This window comes from Gymnodinialimonas mytili, assembly GCF_037544085.1.
GTDB classification, from domain to species: Bacteria; Pseudomonadota; Alphaproteobacteria; order Rhodobacterales; family Rhodobacteraceae; genus Gymnodinialimonas; species Gymnodinialimonas mytili.
In genome coordinates this window covers 18,006-36,305 of the sequence record NZ_JBBIFW010000008.1, presented here as the reverse complement: position 1 = coordinate 36,305, position 18,300 = coordinate 18,006, and the positions used below count along the sequence as shown (strand labels likewise).

Genomic DNA, 18,300 nt, shown 5'->3' with positions numbered 1-18,300 from the left:
GTCTCCTATAGCTCTGGAAATTCCATATTTGCGAAGAGCATCGCCTCGCGCTGGCGGGCCAGCCGTCCGGCAAGTTGCGCCATTAGGGCTTGGGTCCGTGCGGCCTCGCCCTGAACACGCATCGAGGCGATAAGGGCAATCTCAGCCTTCATCATCGTGTTGAGGTTCATGGCATCGACGAGATCAGTGGACTCGCCGATCTGCACGACGAGGGCGCGGACCCGCAGCAAAGCCTGACGGGCATTGACGAGCGCGTTTTCCGAAAAGCCGATCGATCCCGACGAGACCAGGCTTGCCGAGCTGACCGCGAAAAGCGTTGGGTCAATGGTGCCGGTCGCCTCCACACCGCCAATCGCGGCCAGATATAGATTATAGCGTTCCGGGATTACGCGCACGTAATGCTGCGTTTCCTCAAACGGAGGCACGCCACCATATTGCTGGATCCGGCCGGGCCCCGCATTGTAGGCGCCCAGGGCGAAGATGATATTGCCGTCAAAGGCTTGAAGCTGCTGCGCGAGATATCGGGCACCGCCCACCACCTGGAGATAGGGATCGGTGTAGTATTCGGGATAGATCCCGAGATCCTGGGCCGTGCCGGGAATGATCTGCGTCAGCCCGAATGCATCGGCCGGGGAGCGTGCCCCTACTTGAAACCGGCTTTCCTGCCAGATCAGCGCTTGCAGAAGGCAGCGCCATTGCACCGGCGAGAGACCTGCCGCCGCGACCCCGGGCAGGGAATAGGTGTCTTGGGATCCCCGAATGATCAGCTGCTCGATCTCTTTCCGCGCATCACCGAAGACCTGTCCGGCAGCTGCATTGGCCGTTGGTCCATAGACCGCGCCCAGGGCCGGAAAATCGCCTCCGGTGCCGCTCGCAAAGGTGGCTTGGAATGTGGACACGCCGCTGAACGCGTCGATCATCGCGTCGAGGGCCTCGACCTGTTGATTGCCAAAATCGCGGAGATTGGCCCGCGAATTGGCGATTTCAACCTGGGTCATGCCGTCCTCTTCCATGTTCAGGAAGACTTGCAGCCGTTGCGCAAAACTCGTGGGATCGGTGACCGGCACACCCTGGCCAGCCAATGGGCTGGCGCAGGCCAGACACAGGACAAGCGCGCTTGTCAGTGTCGCGCGCCTATACACCGCCACATCCATCGTCTGTGGCCGCGAGGGCGCTTGGCTGGTGGGTGCTTTGGGCGACGGTGTAGTTATAGGGGTCGTGTTCGAACCGCTCGAAATTGCACGATCCGTTGGTTTCGCCATTGCTGTTGAAGCAGCGGCAGGGCGCTTCGCGATCGCGCATCGAGGCGCAGCCGGCCAACCCAACAATCGCGCCGAAGAAGACGAAGTATTTGAGACGGTTCATACGAGTTTTCTCCAAAAGTCGGGGGTTTCACGGAAGGTATCGCCGGCGACGAAGGCCCCAGCGGCACCACCGCCCAGGACATGCAAGAGATCGCCCAGGCAGGACGCATCGCCGTCGATGATCACCGAGGCCTGATCGTCACGCAGCAGGAAGTTCCGGCCATTGCTGCGCGCGGTGACAGCCGCTAGCTCGGAGGCGTTCAAGCGCAGCGCCTGGTAATCCCCGGCCGAGGATTTGGCGTCGGGAAAGATGATCTGCGTTGGGAAGAAGCTGAATATGCGCTCACCCACCTTGCTTTGGGCAAGCTGACCGGCATTTTGCGCCAACATGACCACGACGGCGTTCTGTTTGCGCAGGCTGGCCAGCCAGCTTTGGATCACGGTGGCGAAGTATTCATTATCGATGGCCTTCCAGGCCTCATCGATCAGAACAATGGTGCGGCGCCGATCCTTTAGCTGACGTTCGACACGCCGGAAGATGTAGCTCAGAACGGCCATCCGCTCGCGCTCGCTCTGCGCATCGAGAATATGCGTCAGATCAAAGCCCATCACGTCGCCGTCGAGGGAAAAGGAATCCTCTTTTGTCTCCCCGAAGACCCAGCCATATCGGCCGCCTGGGCCCCATTCCGAGAGCAAGCCTTGCAACTCGCCGCCATCATCCGTCGAGGCAAAGAGCTTGGTGAAGGGACTCCATTGCCGGACATCGATGCTCGTGCTTTCCGCATTGCGCACAACGTTCTGGCGGATTTCTTGGCCCTGGGCGGCGCTCAGCTGCCCGCCCGGTTTGAGAATGCGGGAGAGCCAATCGGTCATCCAATCGACGCCTTCGGGATCCGTTTCGACCCAGAGCGGATTGAGCCCGGTGGGGCGCCCGCTTTCGACGACGGAGTAGGTCCCGCGCATTGCACGGACCGCCATCTCAAGGCCCTTGCGATAATCGAACGCAAAGACCCGCGCGCCTGTGCGCCGCGCGAAGGTCAGCAGCAGCGCGGCCAAGACCGACTTTCCGGAGCCCGTTTCACCGAGAATGACGGTATGACCGGCGGGCGGTTCGCTTGTGGCTGCGCCCGCCCGGTGAAAGCTGAAGCGATACACGCCGCCTTCATTCGTCGGAAACACTGTGATGGGGCTGCGCCAGGGCAATTGATCCGCCGCTTTGCCCATCGGTGTGCGATGCAGGGATGCGAAGTTGGCAAAATGCGTGTTGGTGATCAGATTTGTGCGTGGGCGCCCGGCCATATTGCCAGGGAATTGCGCGAAGAAATGGGCGCGATTGACCACCCTATCTGCCACAAACCGCGCCCCGAAATTCGAGGCGAGGCCTTCGAGATCCGACACGCGCTCCCTCAGGCTGGCCTCGTCATCGCTGATCAACGAGACGGTCAAGGAATGCGACCCGAGGGACTTTTCGCGGACCATGACCTGTTCATGCAGCTTGGCCAGCTGTTCGCTGGCCGCGGTGCGAATGTCCGCGGTGGATTGCATCACCTTGCGCTTGCGCTCCACAAGCTCCGCCGCCTGGTTATTGCTCATCGGGACAAAGCTTTGCGAGATGACGTAGTCGCAGGGCAGCGCGAAGCCGTCGAAAATCGTGCACCAGCTATTGGGCGGATAATCCTTGAGCGCGCGCGTGATCCCGACCCGCTCGCCGAATGGGCCATCTGAGAGGACAAATCCGTCATCAACGAAGGTGACACGTTCTCCGAAGACGACATCGCCAATCACGTTCAACGTGTTGGGGTGATAGATCGGTGTCTCATTGGCCGTCAGGATCGAGCCCAGAAAGCCCAGAACCTCACCGCTGGGTTCTGTGAGCACGCGCGAGCGGTCATTGCCGAGCGCGGCCCGAAACAGCCGGACGGTTTCCTCCAGATGTTCGAGGTCGCGTTTTTGATCCGCGCCTTCGATGAGATTGGCGGCTTTGACGAAGGGGTTAAAGGTTCGCTTGAGGCGCCGCGTCCTGATGATCGAGATGGTCAGCGTGCGGTCACGCAGTTTTCGCTCTGCCAGGCCTTTGCTCCAGCGCCGATCCACATGGTCGCAGAAATCGTTGTCGTTGAGCGGATCGAGGTCTGCCACGGGATCAACGCGGCGCGAGACCCGATGCGTGTAGATGGTGTAATCGGGCCCGAGTTGGGCAATGGCGCGTGCAAAGGCGCTTTTGACCCCATCGAGATCCTCGTCCGCTGCCGTGGTCGAGTTCAACCCATCCAGGCGGATGCAGCACATCAGCGAATTGTCCCGCAGTCGCAGGGTTTTATCGTTCACCAGCGAGACATAGGGCAGGTGGGCATAGCCATGTTGGAGCAACTGGCCACGCCCGGCCAATTGCTCTGCGATTGTCCGCACCTCAAGGGCCATAGCTATGGCCCCCGAAGATGCGTGCAGAACGTGTTCCCGGTGCGGCGCGACTGCCGACCAGGAACACGTCCACGATCCGCTCATCCTTCTCGGCTATGAAGCGACAGGCCGCATAGACGAGCACACACCAGACAATTGTCCAGACACTCGTTGACCATATGAGCGGAACCACGGTGCCGCCGAAGAACGGCAATGCGAAGGGGTAGGGGAGCCCAAACAAGCGGCTTGATTGGGTCAGGGCGACGTTGAAGGGCTCCACATCCAACATCGTTTAGGTCGTGCCCCAGATGGATTGCACAACAGTCGGCGCCACGCCGATGACGACAATGATGATGAGCAGCTGAAAGACCCGGGACCAATCGATGTAGTTGAGCGCGCCGGCGATCAGGATAGCCACGGCAACCACAGTCATAATCAAGCGACCGGTTGTGCCGGTCATCGCGTCCAAGATGCTTTGCATCACAGAGTCGATGGCGCTTGTGTCGATTGACTGCGCTACGGCGGGGGATGCGGCGACGAGAAGCGCCACAATAAGAAAACTCGATAGCCTGCGTGACATTCCTAACTCCTTAAATCTGCGAACACGGCCAGAACGCGTCGGATGTGGTTTTCTGTTTCTGGGAATGGCGGCACGCCGCCATGGGCCTCGACGGCGTCTTGCCCGGCATTGTATGCCGCCAAGGCCAGTTCCACCGATCCGAACCGGTTCAGCATTTGCAGCACGTAGCGCGCTGACCCGTCCAAATTCTCAATCATGTCAAAGGGATCGACGCCGAGATCGTCGGCTGTCGCTGGCATCAGCTGGCCCAACCCGATGGCCCCCACGGGAGAGCGCGCATCGGGGTCATAGGCGCTTTCCACCTCGATATTGCTTTGGAAGAGATCCGCCCATTCCGAGCTGGTGAGCCCAACCTCTTCTAAGACCGGATGATCCGCGTACTCACGGGCGACGACATTGATCGCGGCCATGACATACTCAGAGGGTTCCGCGCGGCGCAGGCGGGCGTCAGAAGCCGTCACCACATCGGGCTCAGGCTCACTGAACAGCAAGAGGCTTGTGCTATGGGCATAAGGCGCCAGCCCGGATCCACCAGTTGCCAGCACATCGGCGTGCAGAGGCGCGCCGCTGGTGGCGATGACTCCTGCGACCAGTGATAAACAAGACATATGTGCCACGCGGGTCATCGGCTCATTGCCCCCGGTTGGTTCGGGGCAACCCGCGCGATCGTATTGGTGACGGTCAGCCCCTCGATTGATGGGATGGCGGGACTCGACACCCCCCAATCGGCCAACATCGAAAACACGGTGGCCACACTTTTGATAATCCGGCTGTCGCTGCTGCGATGGGTCGCCAGCTGCAAGGTCTCTGAGCCGCACTCAGTTGTGACCTGATAGCGCCAGCCACCCCTCACCACACTGACGCGTCGCGCAGGGTTGCCAGTGCAAATCACATCGACGCGGCCCACTTCTTTGACCCGATCCACGAAAGCTTTTTCCGGGACGGTTCGCACAACTTTGCTGACTGACATTCGACACCCTCAGTTTGGCAAACGGCATTGCAGTTATAAATTGATTGATCAACACCTCGAATGAGCGAACATATACGAAGGATAGATGATGCAAAAATATAAATTTATATTATAGACTCTGACGCATCGTTCCGCTTAGGGGGTGATCTATGATGAAACCACTCCATTCGCTCAAGAGCGCGTCTGTCGCCGCACTCATCACCATCTCCGCGCCCGCATCCGCGCAGAGCTATCCGATCGATTGCGCCATTCTTCTGTGCCTAGCAGGCGGCTTCCCGCCATCGACGCCCTGCGCTTTGGCACGGGCTGAGTTCATCCGCCGGGTCACACCTTTTCCGGTTGAGCCGCCTTTACAAATCTGGCGCTGCCCCATGGCGGCTGGCGATGCATTCGAACCCATTGGGCTGCCGGATGTGTTCGAGGCGCTTTATCAAAATGAGATGCATCGCTATTCGCCATGGCTTGCGATCAATTCGGAAGATGACGAGCCAAGCATGGCCCAGGCTGTCCTCGACATCGAACAGGGTATAGAGAGTCCATTCCCGAATGGCATGCTGCATCTCATCCAGGATCGTGCCGACATAGATATCAGCAGCGCGGCTTTTGACTTTGTTCGAACCATTCGAGTGATCGATATCGACTATCGCGTCTGGCTTCACGAAAGCGGTGACGGGGATATCAATTGCAGACATGGCCGACGGCGAATGCAGCAAGGTGTCTACGGTGCCCAAGGCGAGTTTCGATGGGAAGCATTTGATCGGAACGACCCCAACTACCCGCCATCAGACTGGCTCCCGTTTCAGATCAGAATGGAGCAGCGCTGCCCTGTTGGATCGTTCCGCGGTGTCGGTGTTGAGTGGCGCGATCACGAAGGCAACCACAGCTATGAAGTAGTCCGTTACTAGACGATCGTAACGCCTCGGCTCACACGCTTTCTCGCTAACGTGGGTCGATGCCAGTCAGATTTCCCCAAAACACAACAACGGAGCAAAGACTCTAACACCCTTAAAAAAGAACCCCCCGCAGGGCGAACCAGCGAGGGGGGGGACAGACTCAAAGAAGAGTCACTCATTCATCAGTTGTCCTATCCCTGTCTTATTCAGAAAACAAGCAAAAACGCAGTTTATGCGAACACCTTTCTGCGACCTGGTGTCCTGCCTCTGACATAAGAGGACAGATGACTTATGGGCAGTGCTCAATCGATTGATCACCCGAGCTTATCGGACCTGGAGAAGCATGTTCGCCTCCCAGAAAACATGACCAGAGATGCGTTTTTGCGGATCCTGCGCAGCGTGCGGCCACATCTGGCACAACCTGTCTCGGCCGCAGCACTTGAGACGTTTTTGTTCATGGCAGAGGCGACCCGTCCCCGCGACTGGACGAGCAGCGAGAAGGCGCCATGCTGCTACATGGCACAGACCGAGATTGCCAAGATGCGCGGGCGGTCCCCATCCGTTATTCGCAAGCACGAGACAGAATTGGTCCGGGCTGGCCTGATCGAAAAGCGCACCTCCGCGAATGGCGCCCGATCCGGCTTCCTGCATTGCGGAATCTATTTCACGCCAGCAATCCGCTCCGCGGCGCATTTTGAAGCGGTTCTGCATCACCTGCAACAAGAGCGCCTTGAGAACGGCTACCTACGCGGGCGTTTCAGCACATCGAAGCGGTTCCTTACCTCGATCCTGGGGGAGGTTTTCGATCTGTGCCCTGATCACAGTGAAGCACAGGAGGTGGAGACGGCCTTCGATCAGATGCCAACCGCCTCAGAGCAGCACCGCATGTCGATCGATTCCCTGGAACGGCTTGTGAAGGAGCTGGATACCTTGGTGGATATAGCTGAGGATCTTCTGAAAAACTGTGCAAAAACAATCGCCCGACCGCTCAAAAATAAGCCGCCCTATATACAAGATACAACCCAAGACTCTGCATCTGTATCTTGTAACGCAAACGTCAAAAAGGAGAGCGCGCAAGCGCGCTCATACTTAGAAAAACAAGGCGGCGGGGACGGGCGGTTGGTTCAGTCGCACCGGATCCACGAGCCTGATTTCCTCGCAAAGCTGACGCCACCCACCCTATTTGGCATGGCGGCGCCGGGTTTCCAGCTGGAGCTGCGCAAACAGCGTGACGATGTTCCAAGCCTCACCATCCGAGACTTTGTCGGGGCGGCCATGGCACGTCTTCAGCCCTTAGGTGTCCACCCCTCGGCCTGGGATGAAGCCGTAGATCTGGTCACCCCTGAGACCGCGGCGCTCTGTATCCTAATCATCGATGCGCATCTCAATAGCGGCGACATCGCGATCCTCAACAACGGCGCCTATTTCCGTGGTATGGTCAGAAAAGCGCGGAGTGGAGATCTGCACATCATCCGGAGTCTCATTGGGATCGCCGAGCGCAATAGGATCCGTGACAAATCATAGGGCAGGCAATATGCATCTCACACGAACAGAGCCAGAGGCCAATATGCATCGGTTCTACCGGATGGAGATTGTGCGTGGGCTCTTTGGAGACTGGGTCTGGTCCGCGAATGGGGTCGCATCGGGCGCTCCGGGACTACTCGGATCGATTGGTTCGGCACAGAGGAAGAAGCGAAGGATGCCAGGTTTAAGCTGCATATGCAGAAGGCAAAGCGCGGGTATGGGTGATGTAAGTTCTCCTTGCTTTTCAGCAAGATAGGGTAATTTTCGCGATCCAGTTTAGACTGCGCCCTGTTCACAGACCAAAAGCCGATAATCTTGTTTATGAAGCAACCTCCCCAATGAAAGAGAGAATTCCAATTCTATTCGCTTCAAAGGTTTCTTTTTTTCAAGTCTGAGCAGTAGTCCATTCCAGATGCGAGACTACTAAACATCTGACACGTAATCAGTCGAATAAACAGCCACGGTCCTTTTGGGCGAATTGCTACATTCTTGTCTGATAGAGTTTCTTGGTTCGAATGCCTTCAGATCAAAGTTGAAGACTATTGAACCTTAAATTCCTCTGGGTGCCCTTCCGCTCTCTTCGAAGAAACTTCACTAGATTCAATTCCATAGCAGAAATGATAAACGCCTAGCTGAAGAAGCTTTTCCGACGAGCTTTCTAAGTCGCAGTGCGCAAGTAGGTCATTAACTGCACAATTCGCACTAGCCTTAGTGGGTGCAGAGAGCACCACTGCCAAGATCGCACACGACAGTGCGTTCGAGTTCACTTGCGTAAAGACTTTGTATGGAGGCACCCCATCAGCTTCGCTGATCTGATAGCCAGATATCTTTCGGTCACGCAACATCGACGAAGTGCTTTGATGGATAAGACCCGTAAACGAGGCATCGGCATCATCGACAGTAAAAACAATCGTAGCGACCCACCCAGGGGTACCACAGCCCGCCGAGCAGATGAGACGACTTGGTAGTCGAAAAACATTGCTGAACTCTGGTCGCATTTTTGCCGACCATTCCGTGGGATAGTCCACCACATTTGCATAGTCGGCAGTCTCGAGCGCCTCGAGGGAAGCAAGGCGGTATTCAGTAAAGTAGGCCTGAGTCCCTTCGTCTTCGGACTGATACCTGTATCCTGCTTCAAAGCCTGGAAGACTAACGCGCTCTGGGACATGTTCAAAGGTATGCCATTTATCATACTCAAGGCGTCGCGCTTCGCTATAGTCGTTCCAGATATAAAGAAATGCGTTTTCGGGCTGCGGCATCGTTTACTCCGTCCGATGGCGTATAATCACCTTTGATGCAGTCTTGCTGGCGGCAAGTTCGAAACCGTCCAAGGCGTCCGCAGGATCGACAAAGTGAGTAATGACTTTTTTGACGAGATCTTGATTATCGTTCAGATATTTTAGGACCCACTCCCAAGTGGGAATGGGGGCACGATATGATCCCCGAACCTGCTGTTGCCGACGAACAAGTCTTGTCAGGTCGATTTTGGCGAAAGAAGAATGAATGCCTGCTACTACGAGGATGCCGCGGATTTTAAGGACATCTAGGGCGTCGTTTACGACCTCTGGAACTCCGGTTGCTTCGATAACGACGTCGAACTCGCCGTCCTTCAGCCAAGGTTTGACGCTTCGGTACAACCCTAACTCTTGGGTATCTACAACATCCTCGAACCCGAGCGCTTTGACTGTATTCAGTCTGCTCTCGTCGTCATAGCCACAAACGACGATCGATCTGGCACCCGCTTCTCGAGCGAACAAGGCAATACCTTGCCCAATTGCTCCAGGGCCTAAAACTAACACCTTGTCACCGGGACTTACACTAGCGGTGTCCACAGCTTCTTTGCAGACTGTCATCGGCTCGGTTAGTGCGGCTACATCGGCGCTAAGCCCACTAGGTACGAACACACAATTCTCTAATGGAACGACGACGAATGGCGCAAAAGCACCATCAAGCGTCACACCAACACCCTTGCGCTTGGTGCACAGATCAAACCGCTCTTTTTTGCAAGACGCGCAAGTATGGCAAACCACCGAAGGTCGAACAGCCACCCTTCGACCAATGAGCGATTGTTCAAGGTCAGATCCTACGCGTTCGATTCTACCAGCCGCCTCGTGCCCAAGTGTAATTGGCAGGTGTGCAGCCATAGCTTCGTAGCCGGGTGTCCACGCAGCGATATGCAGATCCGTGCCACAAATCCCCGCAGCCTCAACAGAAACTAGAACATCTCGCTGTCCCAGGGAGTCTGGTTGAAGAACCTCCCTAAGCTCGATGCCGCGGCTTGGTGAGATCTTTTGAACTGCCAACATGGCTCTTAGGTCCGCCATGCCAAGAACCGGCGCTCGATTTGACCAATCGCCCAACTGACAATCAGGCCCATCATCGACAAGATCGCCACACCAGCGAAGAGCCGTTCTAAATCGTAGAGCGAGCCCGCCTCCAAAATGTAGGCTCCAACGCCATGCGACGCGCCAAGCATTTCAGCTGCGACCAATAGAATTATCGCGATGGCGATTGAAACACGCAGACCGGACAAAATGCCTGGGAATGCACCGGGCAATACAACTTTACGAACGATAGACCACCGCGACAGCCCAAAGCTCTGGCTCATTCGGATCAATGTGCGGTCCACATTGTCCACGGCGCCGAACGTTGAAACGACCGTAGGTGTGAAGGTACCGAATGCAATTAGTGCATATTTCGATGCCTCATCGATACCGAACCAGATTACGAATAGGGGCAACAACGCAATTTTCGGGATCGGGAAAATAGCTGCAACTATTGGCACTAAGCCGGCGCGAACTAGGCTGAACAGCCCTATGAGTGTTCCTAAGGTAATGCCAGCAACGGCCCCGATAGTTCCTCCAACGATCAGCCGTTCGACCGAAGGCGCCAAGTGCTGCCATAGAAGACCTGTACGAGCGAGGTTCATCAGGGTCTCCAGAACAGCGCTAGGTCTCGGCATGGTTAGTGAAGAGATCACTCCAGACCGGGCGCCCCATTCCAATAGTGCTAGCACTGCGATGAACACCATTGGTCCAACAAATCTTACACTGCGGGTTTCAAAGCCACCGCCCCGGAATGCCACCGGCCTCGTCATGATCTGTGTATTAGCCATCGACAAGCTCCAAATCAGCGGCCATTGCTTCTTCCTTCATTAGGTTCCACAACTGCTTTTGTTTTTCTTCAAGTTCCGGGTGACCCAAGTGTCGTTCCGCGAGTGGAGTGTTTATCTCGACAATCTCATGAATTCGCCCAGGTCGGCGCGAAAGTACGACGATCGTGTGACCCAATCGAACAGCTTCGGCTAGGTTGTGAGTGACATAAACGGCCGTAAATGGCTTGCGGACCCATAGGTCCACAAGATCGTCCATAAGCAACTCTCGAGTTTGGCTATCGAGTGCTGATAAAGGTTCATCCATAAGCATGGCAGCTGGGCGAACTGCCAAGGCTCGAGCGATGGCTACACGTTGTTTCATTCCACCAGACAGTTGTTTTGGAAGTGCATCGTGGAATTCAGACAGACGGGTTCTTGCGAGAACGTTGTCGACAATGTCCTTTACCTCGGTACGGGAGAGACCGTGATCCTCCAGAACCAACTCAACATTTCCCGATACCGTTCGCCACGGCAACAAAGCGAAGTGTTGAAAGATATAAGTGAGTGGATTCAGCGACTCCTTTGGCGGCTCACCAACCTGCAGGACGCGGCCCTCTGTGGACCGCTCAAGTCCTCCGATAAATCGGAGCAACGTAGATTTGCCGCAGCCAGAAGGACCGATCAGACAGACGATTTTGCCGCTCGGGATGTCAAACGAAATGTTTTGTAGAACACGCACTTTCCCATATGAGTGCCCTACTCCTTGAAGCTGTAGATCCATCGATCCCCCCTATAACTATCCACACCCTAAGAATTTCTCGGCTCATTGGTGTCGAACCGAGAAATTCATGCCTAAGAAATGGCAGGTTGGCTCACATAGTTGGAACGTAAGAGGGATCTACTAGCATATCGAGCGTGATTTCAGCGTCTACAAGGCCCTCGGACTGCATCCACCTCAACTGGTCTCCAACTGAAGTGGTGGACAGAGTTAGACCTTGGTTGATCCGCATTGAACCCTCGGTTAGCGACAGTGCAAAGGTCTCGCGAGGTGTATCCACATTGACATACTGATGCACCAGTTCGATTAGTTCCTCGACCTCAGATGTGTCAGCGGTTTTGTCGACGAACGCAGCGTTGTAGTCTGCGACGCCACGCGCAAGTGCCCTAAGAAAGGTCTCCGTTTGACCACGCTCGTTAGTAGCGATTTCGGTCGAGGTGAACACTGCGGTAACTTGATAGCTCGGATCGTAGCTAGAGAAATCGCCAATTCTTTGAGCTGATCCTTCGGCGATCATTCTGTTGGCGATACTGGGCTGTATGACCCAAGCGTCGATTTGGTTCGAAGTTAGGGCACCGATAATTGCGCCAACCTTCTGTAGGGGGCGCATGGTAATTTCGGCCATCGGAATACCGTTCGCATCCGCGATCCGGCTTAGCATGTAGTGAAATGAAGACCCGGCGCTTGTGGTTCCGAATGTCCTACCCGCTAGCTGTGAAGGATCTGTTAGGCCGGCCTCAAACGCCGAATTTGAAGCCAGGATCACCTGTCCGGGCACTGTTGGATCTTCCGCCAGTGCGCCACCAATCACCTTCACAACACCCCGTTGAGCTAAGTTCATAAGCCCACCGCTGATGGACGTTATGCCATAGTCGAGATCCCCACCGGCAACTGCGACTGCAGCCGCGGCCGAAGACTCAAAGAAACTGAGATCAATGTTGAGACCCTCATCCGCGAAGTAACCGCGCTCCAACGCGATATAGGTCGGCGAATGGCTCGTTAGCCGCAGTGCACCAATCACCAAGTTGGTGTTTGCTTTCACCGGAGAAGCAAAGGCTGTTGACACGACCGATGCGCCCAGAAGGGACACAACTTGACGTCTGTCCAAATGGAATTTTTTCATGGTTTCCTCCCAAACTTAGTACTGAGAGAGATACATGACCTCGATATGCATTCTAGTGCAGTTTTTTCCGCTAGTCATGCCCCGAAGGCATATCCTTGCGCGGCGTATTTGGTTTTTTGATCAATTCCTCGATCTTATCCCCGAGAACTTGCACGAACTGGGACTGCGGTTTGCGTCCATTCCACTGCAAGAAAGCGCTGAAAGTTGGTGCATTTTGAATAGGGAGCCTTATCACCCTATCGCCAAGAGGTCCCCAAGCGGAGAATTCATCGACCAGCGCCACTCCCATTTCTTGATTTGCAAGCGCAATAGCCGTGTCGGAGAATCGCACCACTGCCGATTTCCTCGCTTCCCTTGATCTGTTTTGGAGAAAGCCGTCAATTACTCGTTGATGCGGGCCTTCGTGCTGAAAATGGATGATGTCCACACCGTCAAAATCACCCGTATCTAGCCGCTCCTTCGTTGACAGCGGGTGGCCCATAGGAACTACAGCAACAAGTTCGCAATTACCGAGAAGTCGCTTTTGAAACATCGGATGCTCAACCGGTGAAATGGTAACAAGGCACTCTCCTTGACCAGTGAGCAAGTAGTCCTCCATTTGATCAACAGAGAGAACATCGAAGAACAAATCAGGGCCACTCTTGTTTTTTGATATTAACTTTAAGGCTCTGGGAACCAAGGCACGTGACACGCTGGCTGTTGCACCAAGACGAAACTCGGAAAACTCGCCAGTGGCGATCTCCGAAATACGGTGACTGAGACCAGCGATTTGCTTAACAATCGGGTCGACTTCTTGAAAAATCGACAAAGCCTCGCTTGTTGGAACTAAACCTCTATGGTCACGATCGAATAACCTCAACTCAAGGACATCTTCTAGGCGTTTGATCGTTCGGCTTAACGAGGGCTGAGATATAGACAAGACTTCAGAAGCTGATGTAATTGATCTGGTTTGCACGACTACATGAAACGCCTCGATCTGCCGAAGGCTGAGGTTCTTTGCGTTCTTGAGGCGACCTGCCATTTCTCATCGAACTCCCGTGTCAGATTTAGGGATGGTTACAAGTCTAACGCAGTTTGGAGGATCAAGCGCCTAACTCAGTGACCCGAAGTTGCCTCCACTTGCTCTCAAGGACTCGGCAGTCAGACACCCAGTTGTACGGCGTCTGTTCTTCAGTGCCATGCTTGGTCCCGATCTAAAACATGAATCTACGGCTTACGAAAACCAAAACTAACAATGGATCGAACCACTTCACTGGCAGTCTGCAAACAACTACCTGCAGCGATCGTCATCTGTGGCAAAATCATCCATTCCAGCATCCAAGCGGCCCCAGAACGCTCCTGTTCGTGAACCAATGCTTGATGAAGGCCCGCGACTTGGGTGGCGTTGAACCGAGCAAGTGACACAAGGAACTCGGCTAAAACTGGGTTTGATTTGTGAGGCATCGCGGAGGATCCGCCACCGCCCTCGAGTATCACCTCGTCAATTCCCTGTTGCGCCATCAGTGCGATGTCCTGCCCGAGTTTCCCGAGGGATCCCGTGATCAGCGATACACGTCCGGCATACTCAGCTACGCCCGTACGATCAGTATGCCAGACAGGTCCCGCTGCGAGGTCAAGCGCATCTGTCATATGGGTTGCAATGCGGTCTCCGTCTTCGCCGAAGTCATGCCGTGTTCCGACCGCACCGCCAAGCTGCAGACGCTCGACGCGAGGCTTTAGGGCGTCTAGACCGGCAATGTGACCCCGAAGAGGTTGCCGCCAGTTTTCGATCCGGTCGGAAACGGTGATCGGTAGGGCCGCCTGCATACGGGTCCGGCCCATCAAGGGCGCATCCCCTTTTTCGCTAGCCAATTTGGCGAGCCCACGGTCCAGCTTTTCCAGTCTGTCGGCTAGGACAACGGAGACGTTTTTCAGGGTGAGCGACAATGCAGTATCAAGAACATCTTGCGACGTGGCCCCAGTGTGAATGGCGGCCTCGTTCCCACCTGCTTGAGCGCGAAGTTGGCGCACGAAATCACGGATCGGCAAACCGTCGCGGAGGGTGGCATGTGCGAGGGACCCAATATCAATCTTTGCTCTTTTGACCGCTTCAGCGGCCTCCATGCCATGCCCCGAAGGAATGCGCTCACAGGCTTCGAGTGCATGTGCAAGCGCAACCTCGAAAGCGCGATAATGCGCAAGTTGCGCGTCTGCGGACCAAAAGCTGGCGATCTCCGCATCGCCGAAGAGCGTTCCAAGCCAGGGATGATCAAAAATTACGGCAATGCCTCCAGACGCTTGCAGAGGAGTGCTGCCAACTGATCCGGCACTTCGATGCAGGGCAAGTGACCGACATCTTCAAGGCAGACGTACGCAGCACCTTGGATGAGGCCAGACATGGCCATCACGATGTCCGGTGGTGTCGCCAGATCATCGGAACCCGCGACGCAGAGAGTGGGGCAGGTGAGGCGGCTTGTAGATTGAGTCAGGTCGGCATCCCGGATGGCAGCGCAGGTCGCGCGGTATACATCCTTAGGCGTTCTGGTCAGCATCATGCGATACCCGGCCACGAAATCGGGGTGTTCGTCGCGGAATGGCTTGGCAAACCAGCGTAGGAGGATGCCGTCGGCCATATCTTCAAGGCCGGTCTTATCCAGCGCGGCGATACGCTCCGCCCAGCTTTCAGAGGATCCGATGCGGTGGCTTGTATTACAGACCACAAGGTATGCCACGAGATCAGAACGCGAAGCTGCGAGTGCCTGTGCGATCATGCCACCAACCGAGACCCCGCAGATCATGGCATCCCGTAGCATCAACGCGTCCATCAGCGATGCCAGATCGGACGCGTAGTCCGCGATTGTGACTGCACCGGGCTCAGACAATCCATGGCCAGACTTGTCGTAGTTGAGGATCGGGACTTCAGAGGGCAGCCCCTCGATCACCTTGTCCCAAATTCGCAAATCGGTCCCAAGCGAGTTGGCGAAGACGACTGCCCGCGCCCCTAATCCCGCGCGAAATCTGTAGTGGTGAACGCGACCATTCGCCCTTAGAAACTCAGTCATGCGCAGCGTCGGCAGGTTGCTGCAAACCAAGAATCCGCCGCGCTTCGCCCCAGGTGGCAACAGGGCGCTTGTATTTTCCGCAAATGTCCACGACCAGCCGCACTAGAGCGGCGTTGGACGGCGCAAGCGTATCGCGGTCGAGCCGGACATTGTCCTCCAGCCCGGTGCGTGCGTGACCGCCGGAAGACACGGCCCATTCGTTCAGCGTTGCCTGTTGTGCGCCAATGCCTGCCGCGCACCATGGCGCTTCATCTCCGAACAGGCGCTTCACGGTGCGGATGTAAAAATCGAAGACTTCACGATCGACCGGCATGGCGTTCTTCACGCCCATGACGAACTGCACATAGGGCGTGTCCTTGATCCGCCCGTCAGCGCGCATCTTTGCCGCTTGCAGGATGTGACTCAGATCGAAGGCTTCGATTTCCGGCTTCACGTTGTACGCCTTCATCTCGGCGGCGAGCCAGTCCACGAGATCGGGTGGGTTCTCGTAGATACGGGTCGGGAAGTTGTTCGAGCCGACCGACAGTGAGGCCATGTCCGGTTGCAAGGGCAGCATCCCGCCGCGTGACTGCCCGGCGCCGGAGCGCCCACCGGTCGAGAACTGAATGATCATGCCGGGGCAATGCTTTTCTAGCCCTTCTTTCAGGCGCGCGAACCTTTCCGGGTCGGAGGAGGGCGTCTCGTCGTCATTGCGCACATGGGCGTGCACGATGGACGCGCCCTCCTCGAAGGCTTCCTGAGTGCTTTCGACCTGTTCGGACACGGTGATCGGCACGGCAGGATTATTGGCCTTGGTCGGCAGCGATCCGGTTATCGCCACGCAGATGATGCAAGGATCAGACATCGAAGAATACCGTCTCGTTTTCGCCCTGAAGGCGGATATCGAAGCGGTAGACGGGCATGCCGTCCTCCTCTGTCCGCTCGACGATCAACGTTGCGCGGCGGTGTTCCCATTCGATCAGGTTGAGCACAGGGTCCGACGCATTGGCCGCGGTCTCGTCGCCGAAATACATCCGCGTATTGAGCCCGATGTTGATTCCGCGCGCGACAATCCAGAGGTTCAGATGCGGAGCTTGCGTGCCGACATTGCGTCCGCGGGTCTGTCCCGGTTTGACGGTCTCAAACGCCCATGCGCCGCTCTCAAAATCGGAGATCACGCGACCCCAGCCGCGAAACCCATCTTCGACGGGCCCGCCACCTTCGGGATGTGCATAGTGGCCGTCGGCATTGGCCTGCCAAACCTCTATCAAAACGTCCTTGATCGGTGCCCCCATGCCGTCAATCACACGGCCTTCAACCCGGATCCGTTCACCTTCGGCGTTTGGGCCGGTGATGTCGTGACCCAATTCCTGCTGGTAGATCTCGAAGCCCGCAGCACCTGGCGCAAGGCCGATGTGTACGTAAGGTCCGGCGGTCTGCGATGCCGACTCTTTGAGGTATGCGAGTTCCTGAGCCATCAGTTCCCCTCCAGACGGTTTTCAAACAGAGTTGAGCGGCGACCGCGCAGCACGATGTCAAATTTGTAGGCGATGCTGTCGAGCGGGACGGTCGCGTTAAGGTCGAGTTTCGCGGTCAGTTGATCGATGGCGTCTGCGTCCGGGATTGTCTGGACAATCGGGCAAGCCGGGATCAGCGGATCGCCTTCGAAATAGCATTGGGTGATGAGCCGCTGCACGAAACCCGAGCCGAAAACCGACACGTGTATGTGGGCAGGGCGCCAGTTGTTGACCATGTTGCGCCACGGATATGCGCCAGGCTTTACGGTGCGGAAAAAGAAATAGCCGTTCTCATCCGTCAGTGTCCGCCCGCAGCCGCCAAAGTTCGGATCGATCGGCGCAAGATAGGTGTCCTTCTTGTGCCGGTAGCGTCCGCCCGCGTTGGCCTGCCAAATTTCAACGAGCGTGTTCGGCACGGGCTTCGCGTTCTCGTCCAACACTCGTCCGTGAAGGATGATCCGTTCACCGATCGGGCTTTCATCGGCCTTGGCGTAGTTTGTCAGTAGGTCGTTGTCGCCTTCGTCGATATCGTTGTGGCCGAAGCGTGGTCCTGTGATTTCACTGACGGAGTTTTGCAGCGAAATGAGTGAATAACGCGGGCTGCGGGCCACGGATATCTTATAATCCGGTGTGAACGCCGCGGGATGGACACCTCGGTTCCTCTGATAGAAATCTCCGGGTTGAGTCATTGGTGCTCCTCCATCTCGGCATAGGTCGATTTTGCAAGTTTGATCGCGTGGTTGGCCTTGGGCACGCCGGCATAGATGGCCACGTGCTGGAAAGCCTGAATAACGTCGGTTTTGGTCGCACCGGTGTTGGCGGTGGCGCGGATATGCATCGGGATTTCCTCGAAATTCCCGGTCGCCGCTAGAAGCGCGAGTGTCAGCATGGAACGCTCGCGCTGTGTGATGCTGTCATCCGCCCAGACCGTACCCCATGCGCCCTCGGTGATGAGTGACTGGAAAGGGGCGTCGAAGTCGGTCTTGGCCGCTTCGGCGCGGTCGACATGCGCGTCGCCAAGGACCGCCCGCCGTGTTGCCATCCCCTTTTGCGACCGTTGATCCAACATCACATTCCCTCAGCAGTGTTTTGTTAAG

General features: G+C 56.3%; 22 protein-coding genes. 3 read left to right on the top strand and 19 right to left on the bottom strand.

Annotation, left to right across the window (positions count from 1 at the left end):
* Nucleotides 1–5: 5 nt before the first annotated feature.
* From V8J82_RS22410 to V8J82_RS22380, 7 genes are read right to left on the bottom strand one after another with little or no spacing between them, the layout of a single operon-like run.
* A complete protein-coding gene (locus V8J82_RS22410) occupies nt 6–1,142 on the bottom strand; it encodes a lytic transglycosylase domain-containing protein (protein ID WP_339979033.1) in 1,137 nt (378 codons plus the stop codon).
* Nucleotides 1,135–1,365, bottom strand: a complete 231-nt coding sequence (locus V8J82_RS22405) for a hypothetical protein (RefSeq protein ID WP_339979031.1) — start codon at nt 1,363–1,365, stop codon at nt 1,135–1,137. Before V8J82_RS22405 ends, V8J82_RS22410 begins: the two co-directional genes overlap by 8 nt.
* Nucleotides 1,362–3,725, bottom strand: coding sequence for a VirB4 family type IV secretion/conjugal transfer ATPase (locus V8J82_RS22400; RefSeq protein ID WP_339979029.1), 2,364 nt, complete (start codon nt 3,723–3,725; stop codon nt 1,362–1,364). The genes V8J82_RS22405 and V8J82_RS22400 overlap by 4 nt, the downstream gene beginning before the upstream one ends.
* Nucleotides 3,715–3,993, bottom strand: a complete 279-nt coding sequence (locus tag V8J82_RS22395) for a VirB3 family type IV secretion system protein (RefSeq protein ID WP_339979027.1) — start codon at nt 3,991–3,993, stop codon at nt 3,715–3,717. Before V8J82_RS22395 ends, V8J82_RS22400 begins: the two co-directional genes overlap by 11 nt.
* Before the next feature lie 3 nt (nt 3,994–3,996).
* The gene (locus V8J82_RS22390; protein ID WP_339979025.1) at nt 3,997–4,284 is read right to left on the bottom strand and encodes a TrbC/VirB2 family protein; all 288 of its coding nucleotides are present in this window, start codon (nt 4,282–4,284) and stop codon (nt 3,997–3,999) included.
* Nucleotides 4,285–4,286: 2 nt separating this feature from the next.
* Complete coding sequence (locus tag V8J82_RS22385) at nt 4,287–4,910, bottom strand: lytic transglycosylase domain-containing protein (RefSeq protein WP_339979023.1); 624 nt, start codon at nt 4,908–4,910, stop codon at nt 4,287–4,289.
* Nucleotides 4,907–5,254, bottom strand: coding sequence for a hypothetical protein (locus V8J82_RS22380; RefSeq protein ID WP_339979021.1), 348 nt, complete (start codon nt 5,252–5,254; stop codon nt 4,907–4,909). The genes V8J82_RS22385 and V8J82_RS22380 overlap by 4 nt, the downstream gene beginning before the upstream one ends.
* A 371-nt stretch (nt 5,255–5,625) precedes the next feature.
* Between V8J82_RS22380 and V8J82_RS22375 the strand changes: the two genes are divergently transcribed.
* From V8J82_RS22375 to V8J82_RS23745, 3 genes are all read left to right on the top strand, one after another.
* Nucleotides 5,626–6,159, top strand: a complete 534-nt coding sequence (locus V8J82_RS22375; RefSeq protein WP_339979019.1) for a hypothetical protein — start codon at nt 5,626–5,628, stop codon at nt 6,157–6,159.
* Between the two features lie 279 nt (nt 6,160–6,438).
* Entirely contained in the window at nt 6,439–7,671 is a 1,233-nt protein-coding gene (gene repC, locus V8J82_RS22370; RefSeq protein WP_339979017.1) for a replication initiation protein RepC, read from the top strand.
* A 90-nt stretch (nt 7,672–7,761) separates the two neighbouring features.
* Complete coding sequence (locus V8J82_RS23745) at nt 7,762–7,896, top strand: WGR domain-containing protein (protein ID WP_439650094.1); 135 nt, start codon at nt 7,762–7,764, stop codon at nt 7,894–7,896.
* Between the two features lie 314 nt (nt 7,897–8,210).
* On the opposite strand, the gene V8J82_RS22365 is transcribed toward V8J82_RS23745, so the two are convergent.
* The 12 genes from V8J82_RS22365 to pcaC all read right to left on the bottom strand — a co-directional run bounded on the left by V8J82_RS22365 (nt 8,211) and on the right by pcaC (nt 18,272).
* The gene (locus V8J82_RS22365) at nt 8,211–8,930 is read right to left on the bottom strand and encodes a hypothetical protein (RefSeq protein WP_339979015.1); all 720 of its coding nucleotides are present in this window, start codon (nt 8,928–8,930) and stop codon (nt 8,211–8,213) included.
* Nucleotides 8,931–8,933: 3 nt separating this feature from the next.
* Complete coding sequence (locus V8J82_RS22360; RefSeq protein ID WP_339979013.1) at nt 8,934–9,977, bottom strand: zinc-dependent alcohol dehydrogenase; 1,044 nt, start codon at nt 9,975–9,977, stop codon at nt 8,934–8,936.
* A 5-nt stretch (nt 9,978–9,982) separates the two neighbouring features.
* Complete coding sequence (locus V8J82_RS22355) at nt 9,983–10,786, bottom strand: ABC transporter permease (RefSeq protein WP_339979010.1); 804 nt, start codon at nt 10,784–10,786, stop codon at nt 9,983–9,985.
* Nucleotides 10,779–11,546, bottom strand: a complete 768-nt coding sequence (locus tag V8J82_RS22350) for an ABC transporter ATP-binding protein (RefSeq protein ID WP_339979007.1) — start codon at nt 11,544–11,546, stop codon at nt 10,779–10,781. The genes V8J82_RS22355 and V8J82_RS22350 overlap by 8 nt, the downstream gene beginning before the upstream one ends.
* Before the next feature lie 91 nt (nt 11,547–11,637).
* A complete protein-coding gene (locus tag V8J82_RS22345) occupies nt 11,638–12,666 on the bottom strand; it encodes an ABC transporter substrate-binding protein (protein ID WP_339979005.1) in 1,029 nt (342 codons plus the stop codon).
* 70 nt (nt 12,667–12,736) lie between these two features.
* Nucleotides 12,737–13,687, bottom strand: a complete 951-nt coding sequence (locus V8J82_RS22340) for a LysR family transcriptional regulator (protein WP_339979002.1) — start codon at nt 13,685–13,687, stop codon at nt 12,737–12,739.
* A 185-nt stretch (nt 13,688–13,872) separates the two neighbouring features.
* Nucleotides 13,873–14,922 carry a 3-carboxy-cis,cis-muconate cycloisomerase gene (locus V8J82_RS22335; RefSeq protein ID WP_339979228.1) on the bottom strand — a complete coding sequence of 350 codons (1,050 nt, stop codon included), beginning with the start codon at nt 14,920–14,922 and terminating at the stop codon, nt 13,873–13,875.
* The gene (pcaD, locus tag V8J82_RS22330; RefSeq protein WP_339979000.1) at nt 14,922–15,707 is read right to left on the bottom strand and encodes a 3-oxoadipate enol-lactonase; all 786 of its coding nucleotides are present in this window, start codon (nt 15,705–15,707) and stop codon (nt 14,922–14,924) included. The genes V8J82_RS22335 and pcaD overlap by 1 nt, the downstream gene beginning before the upstream one ends.
* Nucleotides 15,700–16,551 carry a 3-oxoadipate:acetyl-CoA acetyltransferase gene (locus tag V8J82_RS22325; protein WP_339978998.1) on the bottom strand — a complete coding sequence of 284 codons (852 nt, stop codon included), beginning with the start codon at nt 16,549–16,551 and terminating at the stop codon, nt 15,700–15,702. The genes pcaD and V8J82_RS22325 overlap by 8 nt, the downstream gene beginning before the upstream one ends.
* Complete coding sequence (pcaG, locus tag V8J82_RS22320; protein WP_339978996.1) at nt 16,544–17,164, bottom strand: protocatechuate 3,4-dioxygenase subunit alpha; 621 nt, start codon at nt 17,162–17,164, stop codon at nt 16,544–16,546. Before pcaG ends, V8J82_RS22325 begins: the two co-directional genes overlap by 8 nt.
* Nucleotides 17,164–17,892 carry a protocatechuate 3,4-dioxygenase subunit beta gene (gene pcaH / locus V8J82_RS22315; protein WP_339978994.1) on the bottom strand — a complete coding sequence of 243 codons (729 nt, stop codon included), beginning with the start codon at nt 17,890–17,892 and terminating at the stop codon, nt 17,164–17,166. Before pcaH ends, pcaG begins: the two co-directional genes overlap by 1 nt.
* Nucleotides 17,889–18,272: a 4-carboxymuconolactone decarboxylase gene (pcaC, locus tag V8J82_RS22310; RefSeq protein WP_339978992.1), complete on the bottom strand. Its 384-nt coding sequence runs from the start codon at nt 18,270–18,272 to the stop codon at nt 17,889–17,891. Before pcaC ends, pcaH begins: the two co-directional genes overlap by 4 nt.
* Nucleotides 18,273–18,300 lie beyond the last annotated feature (28 nt).

Coding starts and splice junctions, on each gene's coding strand:
- V8J82_RS22400 (WP_339979029.1), bottom strand. CDS start 3,725: ATGGCCCTTGAGGTGCGGACAATCGCAGAGCAATTGGCCGGGCGTGGC.
- V8J82_RS22365 (WP_339979015.1), bottom strand. CDS start 8,930: ATGCCGCAGCCCGAAAACGCATTTCTTTATATCTGGAACGACTATAGC.
- V8J82_RS22350 (WP_339979007.1), bottom strand. CDS start 11,546: ATGGATCTACAGCTTCAAGGAGTAGGGCACTCATATGGGAAAGTGCGT.
- V8J82_RS22380 (WP_339979021.1), bottom strand. CDS start 5,254: ATGTCAGTCAGCAAAGTTGTGCGAACCGTCCCGGAAAAAGCTTTCGTG.
- V8J82_RS22405 (WP_339979031.1), bottom strand. CDS start 1,365: ATGAACCGTCTCAAATACTTCGTCTTCTTCGGCGCGATTGTTGGGTTG.
- V8J82_RS22385 (WP_339979023.1), bottom strand. CDS start 4,910: ATGACCCGCGTGGCACATATGTCTTGTTTATCACTGGTCGCAGGAGTC.
- repC (WP_339979017.1), top strand. CDS start 6,439: ATGGGCAGTGCTCAATCGATTGATCACCCGAGCTTATCGGACCTGGAG.
- V8J82_RS22325 (WP_339978998.1), bottom strand. CDS start 16,551: ATGTCTGATCCTTGCATCATCTGCGTGGCGATAACCGGATCGCTGCCG.
- pcaC (WP_339978992.1), bottom strand. CDS start 18,272: ATGTTGGATCAACGGTCGCAAAAGGGGATGGCAACACGGCGGGCGGTC.
- V8J82_RS22340 (WP_339979002.1), bottom strand. CDS start 13,687: ATGGCAGGTCGCCTCAAGAACGCAAAGAACCTCAGCCTTCGGCAGATC.
- pcaD (WP_339979000.1), bottom strand. CDS start 15,707: ATGACTGAGTTTCTAAGGGCGAATGGTCGCGTTCACCACTACAGATTT.
- V8J82_RS22360 (WP_339979013.1), bottom strand. CDS start 9,977: ATGTTGGCAGTTCAAAAGATCTCACCAAGCCGCGGCATCGAGCTTAGG.
- V8J82_RS22375 (WP_339979019.1), top strand. CDS start 5,626: ATGGCGGCTGGCGATGCATTCGAACCCATTGGGCTGCCGGATGTGTTC.
- V8J82_RS22355 (WP_339979010.1), bottom strand. CDS start 10,786: ATGGCTAATACACAGATCATGACGAGGCCGGTGGCATTCCGGGGCGGT.
- V8J82_RS22395 (WP_339979027.1), bottom strand. CDS start 3,993: ATGTTGGATGTGGAGCCCTTCAACGTCGCCCTGACCCAATCAAGCCGC.
- V8J82_RS22345 (WP_339979005.1), bottom strand. CDS start 12,666: ATGAAAAAATTCCATTTGGACAGACGTCAAGTTGTGTCCCTTCTGGGC.
- pcaG (WP_339978996.1), bottom strand. CDS start 17,164: ATGGCTCAGGAACTCGCATACCTCAAAGAGTCGGCATCGCAGACCGCC.
- V8J82_RS22390 (WP_339979025.1), bottom strand. CDS start 4,284: ATGTCACGCAGGCTATCGAGTTTTCTTATTGTGGCGCTTCTCGTCGCC.
- pcaH (WP_339978994.1), bottom strand. CDS start 17,892: ATGACTCAACCCGGAGATTTCTATCAGAGGAACCGAGGTGTCCATCCC.